The sequence below is a fragment of the Mesobacterium hydrothermale genome (assembly GCF_035818635.1).
Taxonomy (GTDB): Bacteria; Pseudomonadota; Alphaproteobacteria; order Rhodobacterales; family Rhodobacteraceae; genus Mesobacterium_A; species Mesobacterium_A hydrothermale.
Genome location: NZ_JAYLLH010000001.1, coordinates 39,051 through 54,036, shown reverse-complemented (window position 1 = coordinate 54,036; position 14,986 = coordinate 39,051). Strand labels below are relative to the sequence as shown.

General features: G+C 63.8%; 18 protein-coding genes. 1 reads left to right on the top strand and 17 read right to left on the bottom strand.

From position 1 onward, the window contains the following. Window positions 1–120 precede the first annotated feature (120 nt). The 16 genes from VK792_RS00280 to ruvC form a co-directional block, all read right to left on the bottom strand. The gene (locus tag VK792_RS00280) at window positions 121–714 is read right to left on the bottom strand and encodes an MOSC domain-containing protein (protein ID WP_326295150.1); all 594 of its coding nucleotides are present in this window, start codon (window positions 712–714) and stop codon (window positions 121–123) included. A gap of 19 nt (window positions 715–733) precedes the next feature. Continuing rightward, a complete protein-coding gene (locus VK792_RS00275) occupies window positions 734–1,513 on the bottom strand; it encodes a methyltransferase domain-containing protein (RefSeq protein WP_326295149.1) in 780 nt (259 codons plus the stop codon). Then, window positions 1,510–3,423, bottom strand: a complete 1,914-nt coding sequence (ftsH, locus tag VK792_RS00270; RefSeq protein ID WP_326295147.1) for an ATP-dependent zinc metalloprotease FtsH — start codon at window positions 3,421–3,423, stop codon at window positions 1,510–1,512. The genes VK792_RS00275 and ftsH overlap by 4 nt, the downstream gene beginning before the upstream one ends. 78 nt (window positions 3,424–3,501) lie before the next feature. Next, window positions 3,502–4,863 (bottom strand): tRNA lysidine(34) synthetase TilS, encoded by a 1,362-nt coding sequence (tilS, locus tag VK792_RS00265; protein WP_494337869.1) that lies wholly within the window; start codon window positions 4,861–4,863, stop codon window positions 3,502–3,504. 11 nt (window positions 4,864–4,874) lie between these two features. Beyond that, on the bottom strand, window positions 4,875–5,681 hold the full coding sequence (gene ybgF, locus VK792_RS00260; protein ID WP_326295145.1) for a tol-pal system protein YbgF: 807 nt from the start codon (window positions 5,679–5,681) through the stop codon (window positions 4,875–4,877). Window positions 5,682–5,700: 19 nt separating this feature from the next. Next, window positions 5,701–6,213, bottom strand: a complete 513-nt coding sequence (pal, locus tag VK792_RS00255) for a peptidoglycan-associated lipoprotein Pal (protein ID WP_326295143.1) — start codon at window positions 6,211–6,213, stop codon at window positions 5,701–5,703. A 71-nt stretch (window positions 6,214–6,284) separates the two neighbouring features. Then, window positions 6,285–7,607 (bottom strand): Tol-Pal system beta propeller repeat protein TolB, encoded by a 1,323-nt coding sequence (tolB, locus tag VK792_RS00250; RefSeq protein ID WP_326295141.1) that lies wholly within the window; start codon window positions 7,605–7,607, stop codon window positions 6,285–6,287. Further along, entirely contained in the window at window positions 7,604–8,695 is a 1,092-nt protein-coding gene (locus VK792_RS00245) for a cell envelope biogenesis protein TolA (RefSeq protein ID WP_326295139.1), read from the bottom strand. The genes tolB and VK792_RS00245 overlap by 4 nt, the downstream gene beginning before the upstream one ends. A 10-nt stretch (window positions 8,696–8,705) precedes the next feature. Then, window positions 8,706–9,176, bottom strand: a complete 471-nt coding sequence (gene tolR, locus VK792_RS00240; protein ID WP_326295137.1) for a protein TolR — start codon at window positions 9,174–9,176, stop codon at window positions 8,706–8,708. 3 nt (window positions 9,177–9,179) lie between these two features. Continuing rightward, complete coding sequence (gene tolQ / locus VK792_RS00235) at window positions 9,180–9,875, bottom strand: protein TolQ (protein WP_326295135.1); 696 nt, start codon at window positions 9,873–9,875, stop codon at window positions 9,180–9,182. A 103-nt stretch (window positions 9,876–9,978) separates the two neighbouring features. Next, complete coding sequence (gene ybgC / locus VK792_RS00230; protein ID WP_326295134.1) at window positions 9,979–10,368, bottom strand: tol-pal system-associated acyl-CoA thioesterase; 390 nt, start codon at window positions 10,366–10,368, stop codon at window positions 9,979–9,981. Between the two features lie 32 nt (window positions 10,369–10,400). Further along, a complete protein-coding gene (gene thpR, locus VK792_RS00225) occupies window positions 10,401–10,958 on the bottom strand; it encodes an RNA 2',3'-cyclic phosphodiesterase (protein ID WP_326295132.1) in 558 nt (185 codons plus the stop codon). Next, a complete protein-coding gene (locus VK792_RS00220) occupies window positions 10,955–11,584 on the bottom strand; it encodes a hypothetical protein (RefSeq protein ID WP_326295130.1) in 630 nt (209 codons plus the stop codon). The genes thpR and VK792_RS00220 overlap by 4 nt, the downstream gene beginning before the upstream one ends. Window positions 11,585–11,732: 148 nt before the next feature. Then, a complete protein-coding gene (gene ruvB, locus VK792_RS00215; RefSeq protein WP_326295129.1) occupies window positions 11,733–12,761 on the bottom strand; it encodes a Holliday junction branch migration DNA helicase RuvB in 1,029 nt (342 codons plus the stop codon). Window positions 12,762–12,796: 35 nt separating this feature from the next. Further along, complete coding sequence (gene ruvA / locus VK792_RS00210; RefSeq protein ID WP_326295127.1) at window positions 12,797–13,465, bottom strand: Holliday junction branch migration protein RuvA; 669 nt, start codon at window positions 13,463–13,465, stop codon at window positions 12,797–12,799. Continuing rightward, the gene (gene ruvC, locus VK792_RS00205) at window positions 13,462–13,950 is read right to left on the bottom strand and encodes a crossover junction endodeoxyribonuclease RuvC (protein ID WP_326295125.1); all 489 of its coding nucleotides are present in this window, start codon (window positions 13,948–13,950) and stop codon (window positions 13,462–13,464) included. Before ruvC ends, ruvA begins: the two co-directional genes overlap by 4 nt. Before the next feature lie 329 nt (window positions 13,951–14,279). Here ruvC and VK792_RS00200 point away from each other — a divergent pair, with 329 nt between their 5' ends. Continuing rightward, window positions 14,280–14,477 (top strand): DUF1127 domain-containing protein, encoded by a 198-nt coding sequence (locus VK792_RS00200; protein WP_326295123.1) that lies wholly within the window; start codon window positions 14,280–14,282, stop codon window positions 14,475–14,477. A gap of 79 nt (window positions 14,478–14,556) precedes the next feature. On the opposite strand, the gene VK792_RS00195 is transcribed toward VK792_RS00200, so the two are convergent. Beyond that, window positions 14,557–14,898, bottom strand: coding sequence for a hypothetical protein (locus tag VK792_RS00195; protein ID WP_326295121.1), 342 nt, complete (start codon window positions 14,896–14,898; stop codon window positions 14,557–14,559). Window positions 14,899–14,986 lie beyond the last annotated feature (88 nt).

Here is a 14,986-nt window from a genome sequence, read left to right as displayed (position 1 = left end):
GACGAATGCATACCGTCGTAGACAAGGCTTGTAGGCGGCGAATCCGACATTTCCGGCGGTGGTTGCGGCGGCGGGCCGCAACGGGTGCTTCCAATCGGAAACCTGCGCGCCCGTTTCCGGTCAGCCCCGGGCCTGGTCCAGATGTGCCCAGACCGGCTGATCGGGCACATGAAGGCGCAGTTCGTCACCGATGCGCAGCGTGCCGGGCCGTTCGACCCAGCCGACAATGCCGCGCCGCGACCGGGCGGCGCGCTTGAACTTGCCGCCAAAGCCCTGCGCATCCTTGTCGATTTCACGCCCCGGCAGGTGGCAAGGGCGGTTTTCCATATCCACGGCGATCGCGCAGCCATCCGGCCCTTGCAGACGCGACGACGGCGGCACATGGCTGAAATCGGGGATGCCTTCAATCACCATAGATGCCCCGATCCATTCCGGGCGGATCGCGTCCAGCCCCATGTCGGCGGCAATCAGGGCCAGGTCTTCGGCCGATGCGATGGACACTTGCCGGGCATTGCGAATTTCGGTCCCGCGCGGATGCTGGGAAATTACCCGGCTGCACGATGCCCGCGTCAAGCCACCATGCTTTTCCCCCGGAATACCGTCAAACCCCAACACAAGGTTGTCCCGCGCCTCGGCCTGCAAGCCGCCATCGGCGGGAACAAGACCAAGCCAGACGATACGGGCGATGAAATCTGTGGGTTTCAATGCGGGCATGGCGACGCTTTCGGAAAGATCAAACCGTCAGGGTGAAAAACATCCGGCGGAACGGGAACATGACGCTGCCGTCGGGCAGCGACGGATAGGCTTTGCCGATGACGTCCTCGTAGGCGCGGATCAGGCGGGTCTGTTCCGGTTCTTCCAGCGCGTTCAGGATCGGACGCGCATAGGTGGATTCGATGAACCGCCGGACAGGATGGCCATCGCTGCTGGCAGGCAGAACCTGGTAATACTCGATTTCCCAAAGGGTCATCTGCCCAAGGGGGGCCAGCATGTGGTGATATTGCGCGGGCAACAAGACCGATGGCCCGTTGTCGAAATCGACACGGCCCGGGAACATTTCTTCGCAGATGGACCGCCAGAGCCGGTGCGACGGGGCGTTGTTTTGATGCGGCATCTGCACCGCCAGTGTTCCCCCCCGCGCAAGCAACCCGGCAAGACGCGGCATCAGCGCGCCATGGTCCGGCACCCAGTGCAACGCGGCGTTGGAAAAAATCAGCGCGGGCGGCGCATCGGGTGTCCATGCGGCGACATCGGCGTGCTCCAGCGCATCGTAGGACCCATTTGCCCGCGCTTCGTCCAGCATCGCGGGCGAGGTGTCGACACCGGTCAAATGCCGCCCCAGCTGCGCCAGCGCCGGACCGGCGGCGCCAGATCCGCAGCCTACGTCGATCACGTTGCCATCGGGCAGCGGGCCAACCGACCTCAGCAGATCAATGGCGGGGCGCAAACGCAAACCCTGGAACCGATGATAGGTTCCAGGGTTCCAGTCCTTGCTACCGGGTGCGCCGGTCATGCCGAGGGTTCGGGCTCCAGATCACCATCCCCCGCGGGCTTGGCCTTGGGCTTGGTCTTGGGCACGGCGGTCAGGCTGGGCTTGTCCGCATCCTCGTCCGGTTCGTCCTTGCCCGCGTGCGGCGGCTCGCCGTTCATCACGCGCTTGATCTCTTCCCCGGTCAGGGTTTCGTATTCCAGCAGGCCCTTGGCCAGGCGCTCCCATTCTTCCTTGTGATCGGTCAGAACCTGGAACGCACGGTCATACGCTTCCTGGATGAAGCGTTTGACCTCTTCCTCGATCATCTCCTTGGTGTGCGCGGAAACCGACAGGCCAGCGGTGTTGCCCTGGTATCCTTCGTGCGCCTCGGAATAGTCGATGTTGCCGACCTTGTCGGACATGCCCCAGCGCAGCACCATCGCCCGGGCCAGCGCGCTGGCCTGCTGGATGTCACCGGCCGGACCGTTCGACACGTTTTCCTCACCGTACTTGATGATCTCGGCAGCCTTGCCCGCCATGGTCATCGCCAGCTTTTCTTCGCACTCGGACTTGTGCCAGTTCAGGCGGTCGATTTCCGGCAAAGACACCACCATCCCCAGCGCACCGCCGCGCGGGATGATCGTTGCCTTGTAGACCGGATCACACTGCGGCAGCGTCAGACCGACAACGGCATGCCCTGCCTCGTGATAGGCGGTCTTTTCCTTCTGCTCGGGCGTCAGCACCATCGACCGGCGCTCTGCGCCCATCATCACCTTGTCCTTGGCGTTCTCGAAATCTTCCATGGTGACAAAGCGACGACCGATGCGCGCGGCCATCAGCGCCGCCTCGTTCACGAGGTTCGCCAGATCGGCCCCCGAGAAGCCGGGCGTGCCGCGCGCAATGATGCGCAGGTCGACATCGGGACCCAGCGGGGTCTTGCGCGCGTGTACGCCAAGGATCTTTTCGCGCCCCTTGATATCGGGGTTCGGCACGGTGACCTGGCGGTCGAAACGACCGGGTCGCAGCAGCGCGGGGTCCAGAACGTCGCGGCGGTTGGTGGCCGCGATGATGATCACGCCCTCGTTCGCCTCGAACCCGTCCATTTCCACCAGCAGCTGGTTCAGCGTCTGTTCGCGTTCATCGTTGCCGCCCCCGATCCCGGCACCCCGGTTCCGGCCCACGGCGTCGATTTCGTCGATGAAGACGATACAGGGCGCGTTCTTTTTCGCCTGTTCGAACATGTCACGCACACGCGACGCGCCGACACCCACGAACATTTCCACGAAGTCAGAGCCCGAGATGGTGAAGAACGGCACGCCCGCCTCGCCCGCGATGGCGCGTGCCAGCAGCGTCTTACCGGTCCCCGGAGGGCCCACCAGCAGCGCGCCCTTGGGGATCTTGCCACCAAGACGGCTGAATTTCTGCGGGTTGCGCAGGAATTCGACGATCTCTTGCAGTTCGTCCTTGGCCTCGTCGATGCCAGCCACGTCATCAAAAGTCACGCGGCCATGCTTTTCAGTCAAAAGCTTGGCCTTGGACTTGCCAAAGCCCATGGCGCCGCCTTTGCCACCGCCCTGCATCCGGTTCATGAAATAGATCCAGACACCGATCAACAGCAGGAAGGGCAGAAGCGACATCAGGAACGTCTGGAAACCCGACTGTTGCTGACGCTCGGCCCGGATCGGGATGTTCTTTTCGACCAGCTTGTCGGTGATCGACGCATCCTCGGGTTTGACGGTGACGTAGTCGTTCCCGTCGGTGCTGCGATACCGGATGGTTTCGCCATCAAGCGTCACCGACGACACCTTGCTGTCATCAACCGCGTCTACAAAATCTGTATAGGTCACTTCGCGGGACTGAAGCGTGTTCCCGCTGCCGCTGAACACCTGAAACAGGGCCATAATCAACAGAAATAGAACGACCCAGAAGGCGATGTTTCTTGCGTTGCCCAAGGAAAGTCTCCTGACATCTTCCGCGCCCACCCCGTGGTGGCGCAATTGGCCCATAACATAGACATGCAGCGGGCCGGTTCAATGCGAAAGAAGAAAGGTTCCAAAGTCTGAGGCGGTGTTATTTGACGCGCCGGGCAGAATCCTGCCCCGGTCACCGACGCCAACGGGCCAACACCAGACCAGGCGGTCACCGCTCCAGACCGACGGCAGGCTGCGCGCGGCGTGAAAAGGCGGCGCGGTTTCGGGTTTGTCGCCAGCTTGTGCCCAACCGTCCTCTCCCAACGCGCGAACGGTCAGGCCGTTGAAATCCGTGCCTGAAATCCGCCACCGTTTATCCCAGACGGTTGAACTGCCGATCTGTTCCGCGGTGTCGGCCACCTGGGAAAATTCACGGTAGACCCGGATCGCGCGGCGTTCGCAGCGCGCTTCGCAGCCGTGCAGCGTTCCCGCGCCGCCCGACAGAAGCCGATCCAGCAAGTGTTCGAGCGTGGCCAGCCGCGGGCGGTATTCCGCCGTTGAGACATATTGCAGCGCCGCCGCCAAAAGGCGCAGCTGCGTATCTTCCTCGACCTCCGAGAACCCCGTTCGGTCGAACAGGATATGTCCCGCATCCCGATCTTCCTGCCCGATTGCGGCCCAGACCTGCGCCGCACGGGCCCGCAAGGCGACCTGCGCCCGCGCCATGCGCCGCGCGGTGGGGGCCAGCGTTTCGACACCCAGCCCGTGGCCTTCCAGTTCCGCCAACAACCGCCGCATCCGCACCCGGTCAAATCCCGGATCATCGTTGCTCGGGTCATCGACCCACCGCCCCCGCAGGGTTTTCAGATAGTGCCGCAAATGCTCCCGACGCATGTCCAGGCACGGACGCAGAACTTCAAAATCCGGCGAATAGGCGGGCTCTCCTGCGACCCGACGCGCAGGCAGCGGCGGCATGTGCGTTGCTGTGATATCCGCGTCGGCAAGAACCGTTCGGTCACCGGGCTGCGGCCGGACGCGCCGGCGCGCGGCCATCGCCGACAAGCCATCCACGCCAGAGCCGCGCTTCAGCCGTTGCAGGAACGTTTCGGCAAGGTCATCGGCAGTGTGGGCCATCAGCACATGCGCGATGGGCCCGCGCCACCGATCAATCAGCGACAGCCGTGCCCGGCGGGCGGCGTCCATCAGGTTGCCCTGCCCGTCCCAGTGCCAGCGCAGCGTGGCGTGGGGCCAGCCCAACGCCTGGCATTCCTCGGCCACCATCGCGGCCTCTGCCGCGCTTTGCGCACGCAACCCGTGATCGACCGTCACCACCCACAGCCGCACGCCATAAACACGCGTCCAATTGTGGGCGAGGTACAGCATCGCCATGCTGTCGCCGCCGCCAGAGACGGCGAGCGCGATGTCGGACGGGAAATCGGGGCCCAGAAGCTGCCCCATGTTGTCATTGAACTGTTGTTGCAGGTCCAGCCCTGTCACTGGCAGCCAAGGGCGGCCATGGCGTCGCGCGCCTCTGCCACCGCTTGCGAGGCCGGGTAGCGGCCTTCTACCTCTGCCAGGGTCACGCAAGCCTCGGGGATTTTGCCCAGATCGCCCAGCGACGCCCCCAGGCGCATCAACGCTTCGGGTGCGACAGCGCTATCGGGATAGTTGGAATAGGCGGCAAGATAGCTCCGCGCCGCTTCACGAATGTCGCCTTCGCCATCCAGCGCCTTCCCCTGCCCCAGCAGGGCCTCTGGTTCTAGCGGAGAGCCCGGGTAGGTCTGGCGAAAGGCCGCAAACTTTTCCGCGGCGCTGCGAAAGTCACCTTCGGCGAGCGCCTCCTGCGCTCGCCGAAAATCCGCTTCTTCCCCGACGGCCAATTGCGGGCCGGTCTGCGGTTTTGGGGCCGGGTTCACAGCCGTCGTTTCTCCGCCCCCCAGTGGCGCGGGCATGCCGACATTGCCGATATCGCAGCCCGGCTCCAGTTCGCAGACCCGGAACTCCAGGTTGCCGATCTGTGTCGTGCCGTCCTGCACCACGCGATTGATGCGGAACTCCAGCTCTTCGGTCTTCCCGGTCAAGCGCTGCAGTTCGCTTTCAATCGCGGTCAGGCGATCAAGCGTGCTGCCGGACACCCCGACACTGCTGCCGCCGGTGGTCGACAGTTCTGTCTTCAGACGCTGCACTTCGACCGAGAGAACCGCAAGATCCTGACGGATATCGGCCAGCGTACCGGTTTGCTGTGCCGCCAGCGGGGTAGCGGCGAGAAAGACCAGGCAACTCAAAGCGCGCATCAGCATCGGGGGTCGTCCTTTCGCTTCAGCCCAGCAAGCTGGCCGAGATAATCGTCACGGCCCTGCGGTTCTTGGCATAGCAGGATTCTTCGGAACAGATCTCGATCGGGCGTTCCTTGCCGTAGCTGACGAATTTCAAACGGTCGGCCGGGACCCCCTTGGAGATCAGGTATTCCATCACCGCGTTGGCTCGCCGCGCGCCGAGGGCAAGGTTGTATTCGCGGGTGCCCTGTTCATCGGCATGGCCTTCGATCACGGCCAGGTAATCGCTGTTCGACAACAGCCACGCCGCTTGCCCGTCCAGCGTCACCCGTGCCTCGGCGCTCAGGTCCGACTGATCGACAAGAAAGAACACCCGGTCGCCAACCGCCTGTTGGAAATAGGCCGGCGTGTCGGGCGCGGGGCCATCCATCAGACCGCTGTCATAGCCGGTGCCGGCGCCGCCGGCACCGGTGTCCGGCCCGAACCGATCAGCATTCGCACAAGCCGACAGCGCCAGAACGCCAGTCAACAGAATTGCCTTGGAAAGATGTGTCATGGTTTTGTCCTGCTCGTTCTTTCTGTTCTTGTAACACAGCACTGCGCTGCGCGGAATCCCGGGTGTCACGCTTATTGCAGCGGTCCCCAGCTTGGGTCGGACGCGCCGTCTGGGGTCCGTACCCGCTTCAGGTTCCGTCCAGAGACATCCACGGTATAAAGCGACGCCTCACCCGAGGCACCTTGGGTTTCACGGGTAAACATGATCACCCGACCGTTCGGCGCCCATGTCGGACCTTCGTCCAGGAAGGACGCGGTCAGCAGCCGTTCCTCGCTGCCGTTCACCCGCATAACACCGATATGGAACCGGCCCTTGTGCTGCTTGGTAAAGGCGATCAGGTCGCCGCGCGGCGACCAGACCGGGGTGCCATAGCGCCCCTCGCCAAAGCTGATGCGCTGCGCCTCTCCGCCAGACGCGGACATGATGTAAAGCTGCTGGGTCCCGGACCGGTCGGATTCAAAGACGATCCGCTGACCGTCCGGCGAAAAACTGGGCGCGGTTTCAATGGCCGGGGTATTCGTCAGCCGCTGTTCGCTACCGGTGTTCAGATCCATCGCATAGATGTCGGTGTTCGACCCGGTGGTCAGCGAATAGATCACCGTGCGGCCATCGGGGGCAAAGCGCGGCGCAAAGCTCATCGTGCCTTCGCGCGCCTGCAGAACGCGGCTGGCCACGGTCCCGACGCTCAGAACCTTGATGCGCGGGAACCCGGATTCGTAGCTGGTGTAAAGGACCTGATCGCCGTTCGGCGAAAAGCGCGGTGCCAAAACGATGGCGCTGCTGTCTGTCAGATACTGCACGTTGGCGCCGTCGTAATCCATGATCGCCAACCGTTTGCGGCGGTCATTTTTGGGGCCGGTTTCGCTGACATAGACAACGCGGCTGTCGAAATAGCCCCCTTCGCCCGTGATCCGGGCATAGACCGCGTCAGCCACCTTGTGGGCCATCCGGCGCCAGCTCTCGGTTGTGCCGGCAAACTGCAACCCCTTGCCAAGTTCAGTACCGGCGAACACGTCGTAGACGCGGAACTTCACCACCAGTTGTGTGCCGTTCACCGTGACCGCTCCGGATATCAGCGCCTGCGCGTTGATCGTCTTCCAGTCGGCGAACTGAACCGGGCTGGAGAAGCTGGTGATCGTGCTGATATGCGCCTGTCGCGGAATTTCCCGAAACAGGCCCGTACCGGTCAGATCATCGGCCACCACCCGCGCCAGTTGCTCCGCCATTTGCGCAGCGGCGGGGTTTTCAGGCACGAAATCCGGCACCGCATAGGGCATCGGTTCGATCACACCCTCGGTGATTTCCAGCCGAAGCGGTCCATTTTGGGCCAGCGCAGGCAACGCGGCCCCCAGCATCGCCAGCGCTGCAATCAGAAGGGCAAGAATTCGTGTCATCGCAACCTCATCTTCTCAGGATTGAAGGTCATTTCAATGTCCTTCCACTGGTCGTACTTCTCGATCGGCAATTCATAGCCGTTCCCCTGACACAGAAGGATCGCGCGGCGGGCCGCTTGAAAGGCAATATCAACAGCCTGCCCTGACCCGCCTTCGCTGCTGAGCAGACGCAGAGATCCGGGCTCTACCTTGCCATTTCGGTCCATCGCCATCCCCAGAACCACGGTCACATCGGCCGCCGGGCTACCGACGTTGACGTTCCAGCATTGCTGCACCGCGACGCGCAACGCGTCGCGTTCGCCTTGCGACAGCGGCGGGCCCGTGGGCACGTCGGGTTTGGGATCGGTCGTGCCGCCGCCAAGGGCCGCTTGCAGCGCAGCGTTGACCGCAGCGCTGGTATCGGGTGTTTCAGCCGTGGCCGCCTGCTGGGTTGCTGTCGGGCGCGACGGCCGTGTTTTCGGGCGCACCGACGCGGTGGGCGCGGCGCTGGCGGGCTCTTCCGCCTCGGTTACGATTTCGGTCGTGGCTTCGGGCTGGGCGGACTGTTCCTGTTCCGGCTGCGCGGCTTCCGCGGTGAAATCCGGTGTGGTCGCTGTCGTATCGCGGGTGTCGGTCCGGGCATCGGGCGCAGGCTCGGCCACCGGGGTCGGCGCCACGCGTGGTGCAGGCCGGGGTTTTGGTCGAACCGACGCCTGCGGCGCCAGAACCTGCGGCGCCGGTGCGGGCGTCTGCACCGCAGGCGGGGTTTCAACCACCTCTGGCAATGGGACGGGGTCCGGCACAGGGGCAGGGTCCGGGTCAGGCACGGGCGCGGGCATCGGATCGGGTTCCGGCGCAGGCGGCGTGGGCGCCGGTGGCGTCGGGCGTACCGGTTCGGGCGTAGGGTCCGGCGCGGGCGGTGCCGCGACCTCGACCGTGCTTTCGGGAGGCTGCGCGGCCTGCACCAGCGCGGCATATTCCTGCGACGAGATGATAGAGACCTCGGTCACCTCCATCTCTGGCGGCGAAGACGTGAACATCCCGCCGAACAGCAACCAGCCAATCAGCCCAAGATGCCCCGCACCAGAGATATAGTGCCCGATGTGCACGACCGCGCCCTTAGTTCCCCGAGCCGTCCAGCGCCGGACCACCGATATCAGTGACCAGCCCGATCGACCCGAAGCCCCCCGTGTTCAGCGCCCCCATGACCTTGGCAACCGCGTCATAGGGCACCGAGCCATCCGCGCGCAGGAACACGCGGTCATCCGCCCGTTCGGCGGCAATCGCCCGCAGACGGTTCACCAGGTCTTCGCGCGGCACCTCTGTCGTCTGGATCATGACGCCCCCGTCGGCGGTGATCGTCACGGTCAGCGGCTCCTCGGTTTCCGAGGGCAAGGCGGTGGCGGCGGTTTTCGGCAGTTCGACCGGCACGCCGACGGTCAGCAGGGGTGCCGCGACCATGAAGATGATCAGCAGCACCAGCATCACGTCCACCATCGGCGTGACGTTGATTTCCGCCATTGGTTGCGACCGCCTGCGCCGCCGTCTGCGACCCGCCCCGTCGCCCTTCTTCATCACGCCTGCGCCCATGGGTCAGGCGTCCAGCTGGCGCGACAGGATGGTGGCGAATTCGTCGGCAAAGGCCTCGTATCCGGAAAGGATACGATCGCTGTCCGCCGACAACTTGTTGTAGAAAACCACCGCCGGGATCGCGGCCAGCAGGCCCAGGCCCGTGGCCAGCAGCGCCTCGGCGATCCCCGGGGCCACGACGACAAGCGAGGTGTTCTGCTGCTGGGCGATTTCGATGAAGGCATGCATGATGCCCCAGACCGTGCCGAACAGGCCCACGAAGGGCGCGACCGACCCGACCGTCGCCAGCACCGGAAGGCCCGACTGCAACGCCTCAGCCTCTTTTGCGATCGCGACGTCCATGCTGCGGTCGATTCGCGCCTGCGCGCCTGCGATCAGCCCGCCGTCGTCGCGGTGCGACCGACGCCACTCCATCATGCCGGCGGCGAATACCTTTTCGGACCGGCCTTTTGGATCAGTCCCGATCTGGTCAAACAATTCGTCCAGCGGCTCACCCGACCAGAAGGCGCGGTCGAACCGGGCGGCTTCGCGCCGGGCGGAACGATAGGCGATCATCTTCTGAATGATGATCGCCCAGGCCCAGAAAGAGCCCAGAAGCAACAGCACCATCACCAGCTTGACGGTCAGCGTGGCGCGCGCAAAAAGGCCCAACATGGAGAAATCAATCTCCTGCGCCAGGGCGAGGGTTTGTGTGTCCATTAGCCTGCTCTTTTTCTGTCGGCCCGATTTTCCGGGCTCTGGTTGACAGCGATTCTATCGCAAGTGCAGGGGAAACGCCAATACTATGCCTCAGAGTGGCGTTTTAATGCAGCATCTGGCGAATATTCGCCGGCAGGCGTGTCACGTGACCATGGTCGTTCACGCAAACCACGGTAACTTCGGCCTGAAACAGCACCTCGTCGCCACGCTTGACCTCTTGCCACATGATCAGCCTGACGCCCGACACTGACCGTGTCACCGTTTCGATCACCAGGTCGTCATCGAACTTCGCGGACGCCAGATAGTCTGCCTCGACACGCCGCACCACGAAAACCACGCCGTCCTCTTCGCGCATGGCGTTCTGGTCGACCCCCAGCTTGCGCACCCAGTCACTGCGCGCCCGCTCGATATAGCGCAGGTAATTGGCATAGTAGACGATGCCCGCCATGTCGGTGTCTTCGTAATAGACCCGGATCGGAAAGCTGTGCACCATCTTGCGCGTCCTTCTTTGGTTGCGTGCAGACCCTAGAAAGCAGGTGCGCCTGGGGCAAGCGGATAGTCCGCCAGCGCGTCATAACGTGCGCCCGACGGGTTCAGTACCGACCGGTACAACACCATCTGCTCAACCGGCCAGTCGGGCACCAGGACCGCGCCTTCCATCACGCTCCGCACCCGGCGCTCCTCGCCGGACGTCAGCAAACCGGCAAAGCGGGTCAAGGTGACATGTGGCCGGAACCGTTCGCGCGGCAGGTCGATTCCGACCGAATACGCCGCGCGCCGCACCTTGGCGCGCAACGCCTGCAGGGCCGGATTCAGCGCGACCAGCGCCGCCAGCAGCCGCGGCTTGGTACCGCCAAACATTTCGTAGCCGGAAAACCGCAAGGTCATTGGCGGCGCGGTGACCCGTTCCAGAAGCCCGTGCAAATCCTCCAACACCGATTCAGGCTGCGCACCCAGAAACGCCAAGGTCAGGTGCAGGTTGTCGCGCGGCACATCCCGCCCCGCCGACAGACGGTCCTGAACCACCCCCAGTGCTTCGGCGCAGGCGTCGGGCAGGGGCAGACCGACAAAAGCCCGGATCATTGCCGCGCCACGCTCATCCGCGCCGCAAGCCGCAGCGCATGGCTGGCATCTTGCGCCACCGCCGGAAGCACCGGATCATAAGCCGCGCGGATCAATTCTCCGATCTCGGGGCGCAGGATCACCTGGCCGCCCTCGACCTGGCCCAGCGGCGACCGGTCCCGGAACGCCAAGTCGGACCACAACAGCATCGCCTGCACCACCTGGTTCAATGCCAACGTTTCTGCCGGAACCGCCGACAAGTCCCGATCCATCCTCAGGAAAATGAAACAAGCCCGGATCGCACCCTGCGTATCAAACCGGAACACCCGGTACTGGTTGGCCTCCGCCGCCTGCAACCGCCCGACCAATGGCTCCAATCCGTCGATCAGCCGGTCAAGGTCCGGCACCTCCAGCAGTTCCGCCCAGTCGCGAAAGAAAAACACCATCACATTGGCGCCCAGCTCGGGGTCGGTTTCCGCCATCTGGTGGCGCGCCAGCGCGCAGACCGCCTCGAACGCCCCCTTGACCACCGACAGGGTGGCATCATTGACGCCGAATACGATCGGCGCGATCGGCCGCCCCCAACGGGCAAAAAGATAGTGCCCGTCAGACCGGGTAAAGATCTGTGCAATCTCGTCAGGCGTCATGTCGTCACCCAAGGCTGGACTTGCAGGAATGCGCGCCCGGTCTACCGCGCCCCGGCACCGAATGACCAGACCGAACCCACTCCGTTTCATCTTTCCGGCAAATACTCCGGGGGTGAATTGGCCAGGGGCCAAGAGGGGGCAGCGCCCCCTACCCGTCGAACAACGTGCCCTGCCCCGGGGGCCTGGGCGCCTCCAGCCCCATGTGCCGCCAGCCTTTCTGCGCCAGCATCCGGCCCCGCGGCGTGCGCTGGATCAGCCCCTGCTGCAGAAGATAGGGCTCGATCACCTCTTCCAGCGCGTCGCGGCTTTCCGACAGGGCCGCGGCCAGGGTTTCGATCCCAACCGGCCCACCGCCGTAGTTCTCGGCGATCAGTCCCAGGTAACGGCGGTCCGCCGAGTCCAGCCCGATCGCGTCCACACCCAACCGCGTCAACGCGTTGTCGGCCAGCGCACGATCGATGCGGCCGTCGCCTTCAACCACGGCGAAATCCACCACCCGGCGCAGCAATCGTCCGGCGATCCGGGGGGTTCCACGCGCACGACGCGCAATTTCCCGAGCGCCGTCCTCGTCGGCCACCACCCCGAGCTTGCGCGCGTTGCGGGCGACAATCAGGTTCAATTCCTCGATCGTGTAGAACTGCAGCCGCGTCGGAATGCCGAAGCGGTCGCGCAAGGGGGTGGTCAGCAGGCCCAACCGTGTCGTGGCCCCTACCAGCGTGAAGGGTTGCAATTCGATCCGCACAGTGCGCGCGGCCGGGCCTTCGCCGATCACCAGGTCCAACTCGAAATCCTCCATCGCGGGATAGAGGACCTCTTCAACGACGGGATTGAGCCGGTGAATTTCGTCAATGAACAGTACGTCGCGCGACTCCAGGTTGGTCAGGATCGCGGCAAGGTCCCCCGCCTTGGCCAGCACGGGGCCGGATGTCATCCGGAAATTTACACCCAGTTCACGCGCCATGATCTGGGCCAGCGTGGTCTTGCCCAGCCCCGGGGGGCCATGGAACAGCGTGTGATCCATCGCCTCGCCGCGCTGGCGCGCGGATTGCACGAACACCCGCAGGTTCGCCCGCGCCTCTGCCTGGCCGACGAATTCGTCCAGACTCTGCGGTCGCAAGGCACGATCGAAGTCCTCCGGCAACGGCTCGGGGCGAAGTGTCGGATCCGGTTCGGTCATCGGCGCCCGCCTGTGTTCACATCACGCGACATCCGTCACCCCTTTGGCGCCAACAGGCGCAGTGCGGCGCGGATCAGGGCGGCGGTATCGGCCTCGGGCTCATCCGCCGCCGCATGAGCCACGGCGCCCGCCGCCTCTGATGGGGCATACCCAAGGTTGCCAAGCGCGGAAAGTGCCTCTGCCTGAGCCGAGGCGTTGGGTTTTTGGGCAGGCATTGTGCGCGGTTTGGGGACGGGGGCAGGTTCGATCAAGGCGCTGGGATCCTCTGTCACCTGCGCACTGTGACCAGTCATTGCCATGATCACAGCGGCCTTGTCTTTCAGTTCATTCACGACGCGCTGCGCTGTCTTGGGGCCGATGCCCTTCGCCGCCTTCACCGCAGACCAGTCGCCCAGGGCTATGGCCCGGCTGACACCATCCGGGCCTAGCGCGCCAAGGATTGCCAGAGATGCCTTGGCGCCGACCCCCTGAACGCTCATCAACAGCCGATGCCATTCCTTCTCCACCAACGTGGGAAAGCCATAAAGCTGCAACAGGTCTTCGCGCACGACAAGATCCGTGAACAGCGCAACGGCCTCTCCTGCGCCGGGCAGTCCCATCAACGTCCGGTCGCTGCAATAGACGATATAGCCGACACCACGCACGTCGATCAGAACGTGGTCATCGCTCTTGTAGTCGACCCGCCCGGAAATCTTGCCGATCATGCCCGCACCTTCAGCGCTGGTGCCCGCACATGCCAGGCGTGGCACATGGCAATGGCCAGCGCGTCAGCCGCGTCCGGCCCGGTGATCACTGCGCCGGGCAGTTGCATCTTTACCATGTGCTGAATCTGGTTCTTGTCCGCGTGGCCAACGCCGACAACGGTCTTTTTCACTGCGTTGGGGGCGTATTCCCCGATCTCAAGCCCGAACTGAGCCGGAACCAGCAGGGCCACCGCCCGCGCCTGACCCAGCTTCAGCGTTGCCACCGCGTCCTTGTTCACGAAGGTCTGTTCGACAGCGGCGGCTTCCGGGGTGTAGCGGTGCAGGATCTCGGTCAATTGCTGGTGAAGCGACAGCAACCGTTGCGCCAGGTTCGGCCCGCTGGAATGCAAAACGCCGTTTGCCACGTGACTGAGTCGGTTTCCCTGCGCCTCGATCACCCCCCAGCCGAGGTTTCTGAGCCCTGGATCGATCCCGAGTACCCGCATTTTGCCTGCCCCGCCTGCCCGGTGTTGCTTTTCCATCGCAGTAGCACGAAACGCGAACAAACGCCAAGCAAGAACCGCGCGCCGCCAAAAAGCGACGCTTGGCGGATTTGGACGACACCCGGGTCCTGACGGCGACATTTCGGCACCGGAAAGCGACACAAAAATCCGTGAAAAGCGCCTTGTTTTCCTTGCCTTAATTAAGCCACGCGTCATGCACGAACCGCATAGGTCTTATGCAATCCTGCTGCTTGTTTGTGCGATTTGAAAACTCTAGATGCCAGCCAAGGAAAACGATCCCCTCCACACCTTTCAATGCAAGGAACGAAGAAATGGCTGCTTTCGACGCATCGCACACCACCACTCACGGCGGCCGTATCGGCCAAATGTTTGTCTCGATGTTCTCGGGCTTCTCGGCTTGGAACGACGCTCGCGTGACCCGCAAGGCGCTGTCCTCGCTGACCGACCGTGAACTGGACGACATCGGTCTGAACCGCGGCGACATCGACGTGGTTTCGAACTACCGCTGATCCGCGCATCCGCACGGAACGACAAAGCCCGCGTCACCGGACGCGGGCTTTTTGTTTGGACCGACGAAAATCGAAAAGGTCAGAGGATCACGGTAAGGGCGTTCGCGATCCATGCCGTGGCCGGATCAACCCCCATCAGGAAACCACCGGCACGATCCACAAAGCCACCCTGGCCCAGGTCCGCCAGGTGCGCGGTATACGTTGCCTCGCCCAGATTGCTCAGCAGGAAGCCCTTGAACGCGGTGAACACCAACGCAAGATAGACAATCGCCCGCGGGCTGATGAAGGACAGGCGAACCTTTGGCTTGTGGCGCATGACGCCATCACGGCCCAGCTTGGTGACATACCCCTGGGCGAGCTTCTTGTGGGTCGTTTCGACAGCACGCGCACGCTTGTCGAAATTGCGCAGGGCATCCGCCATGGTAAACTCCGATACTTGGCCCCCACCAAGATCGTTTTTAGATAGCTTTGAATTATGGCCAATCTTGGGCCAAGGCCCGTCCGCACAA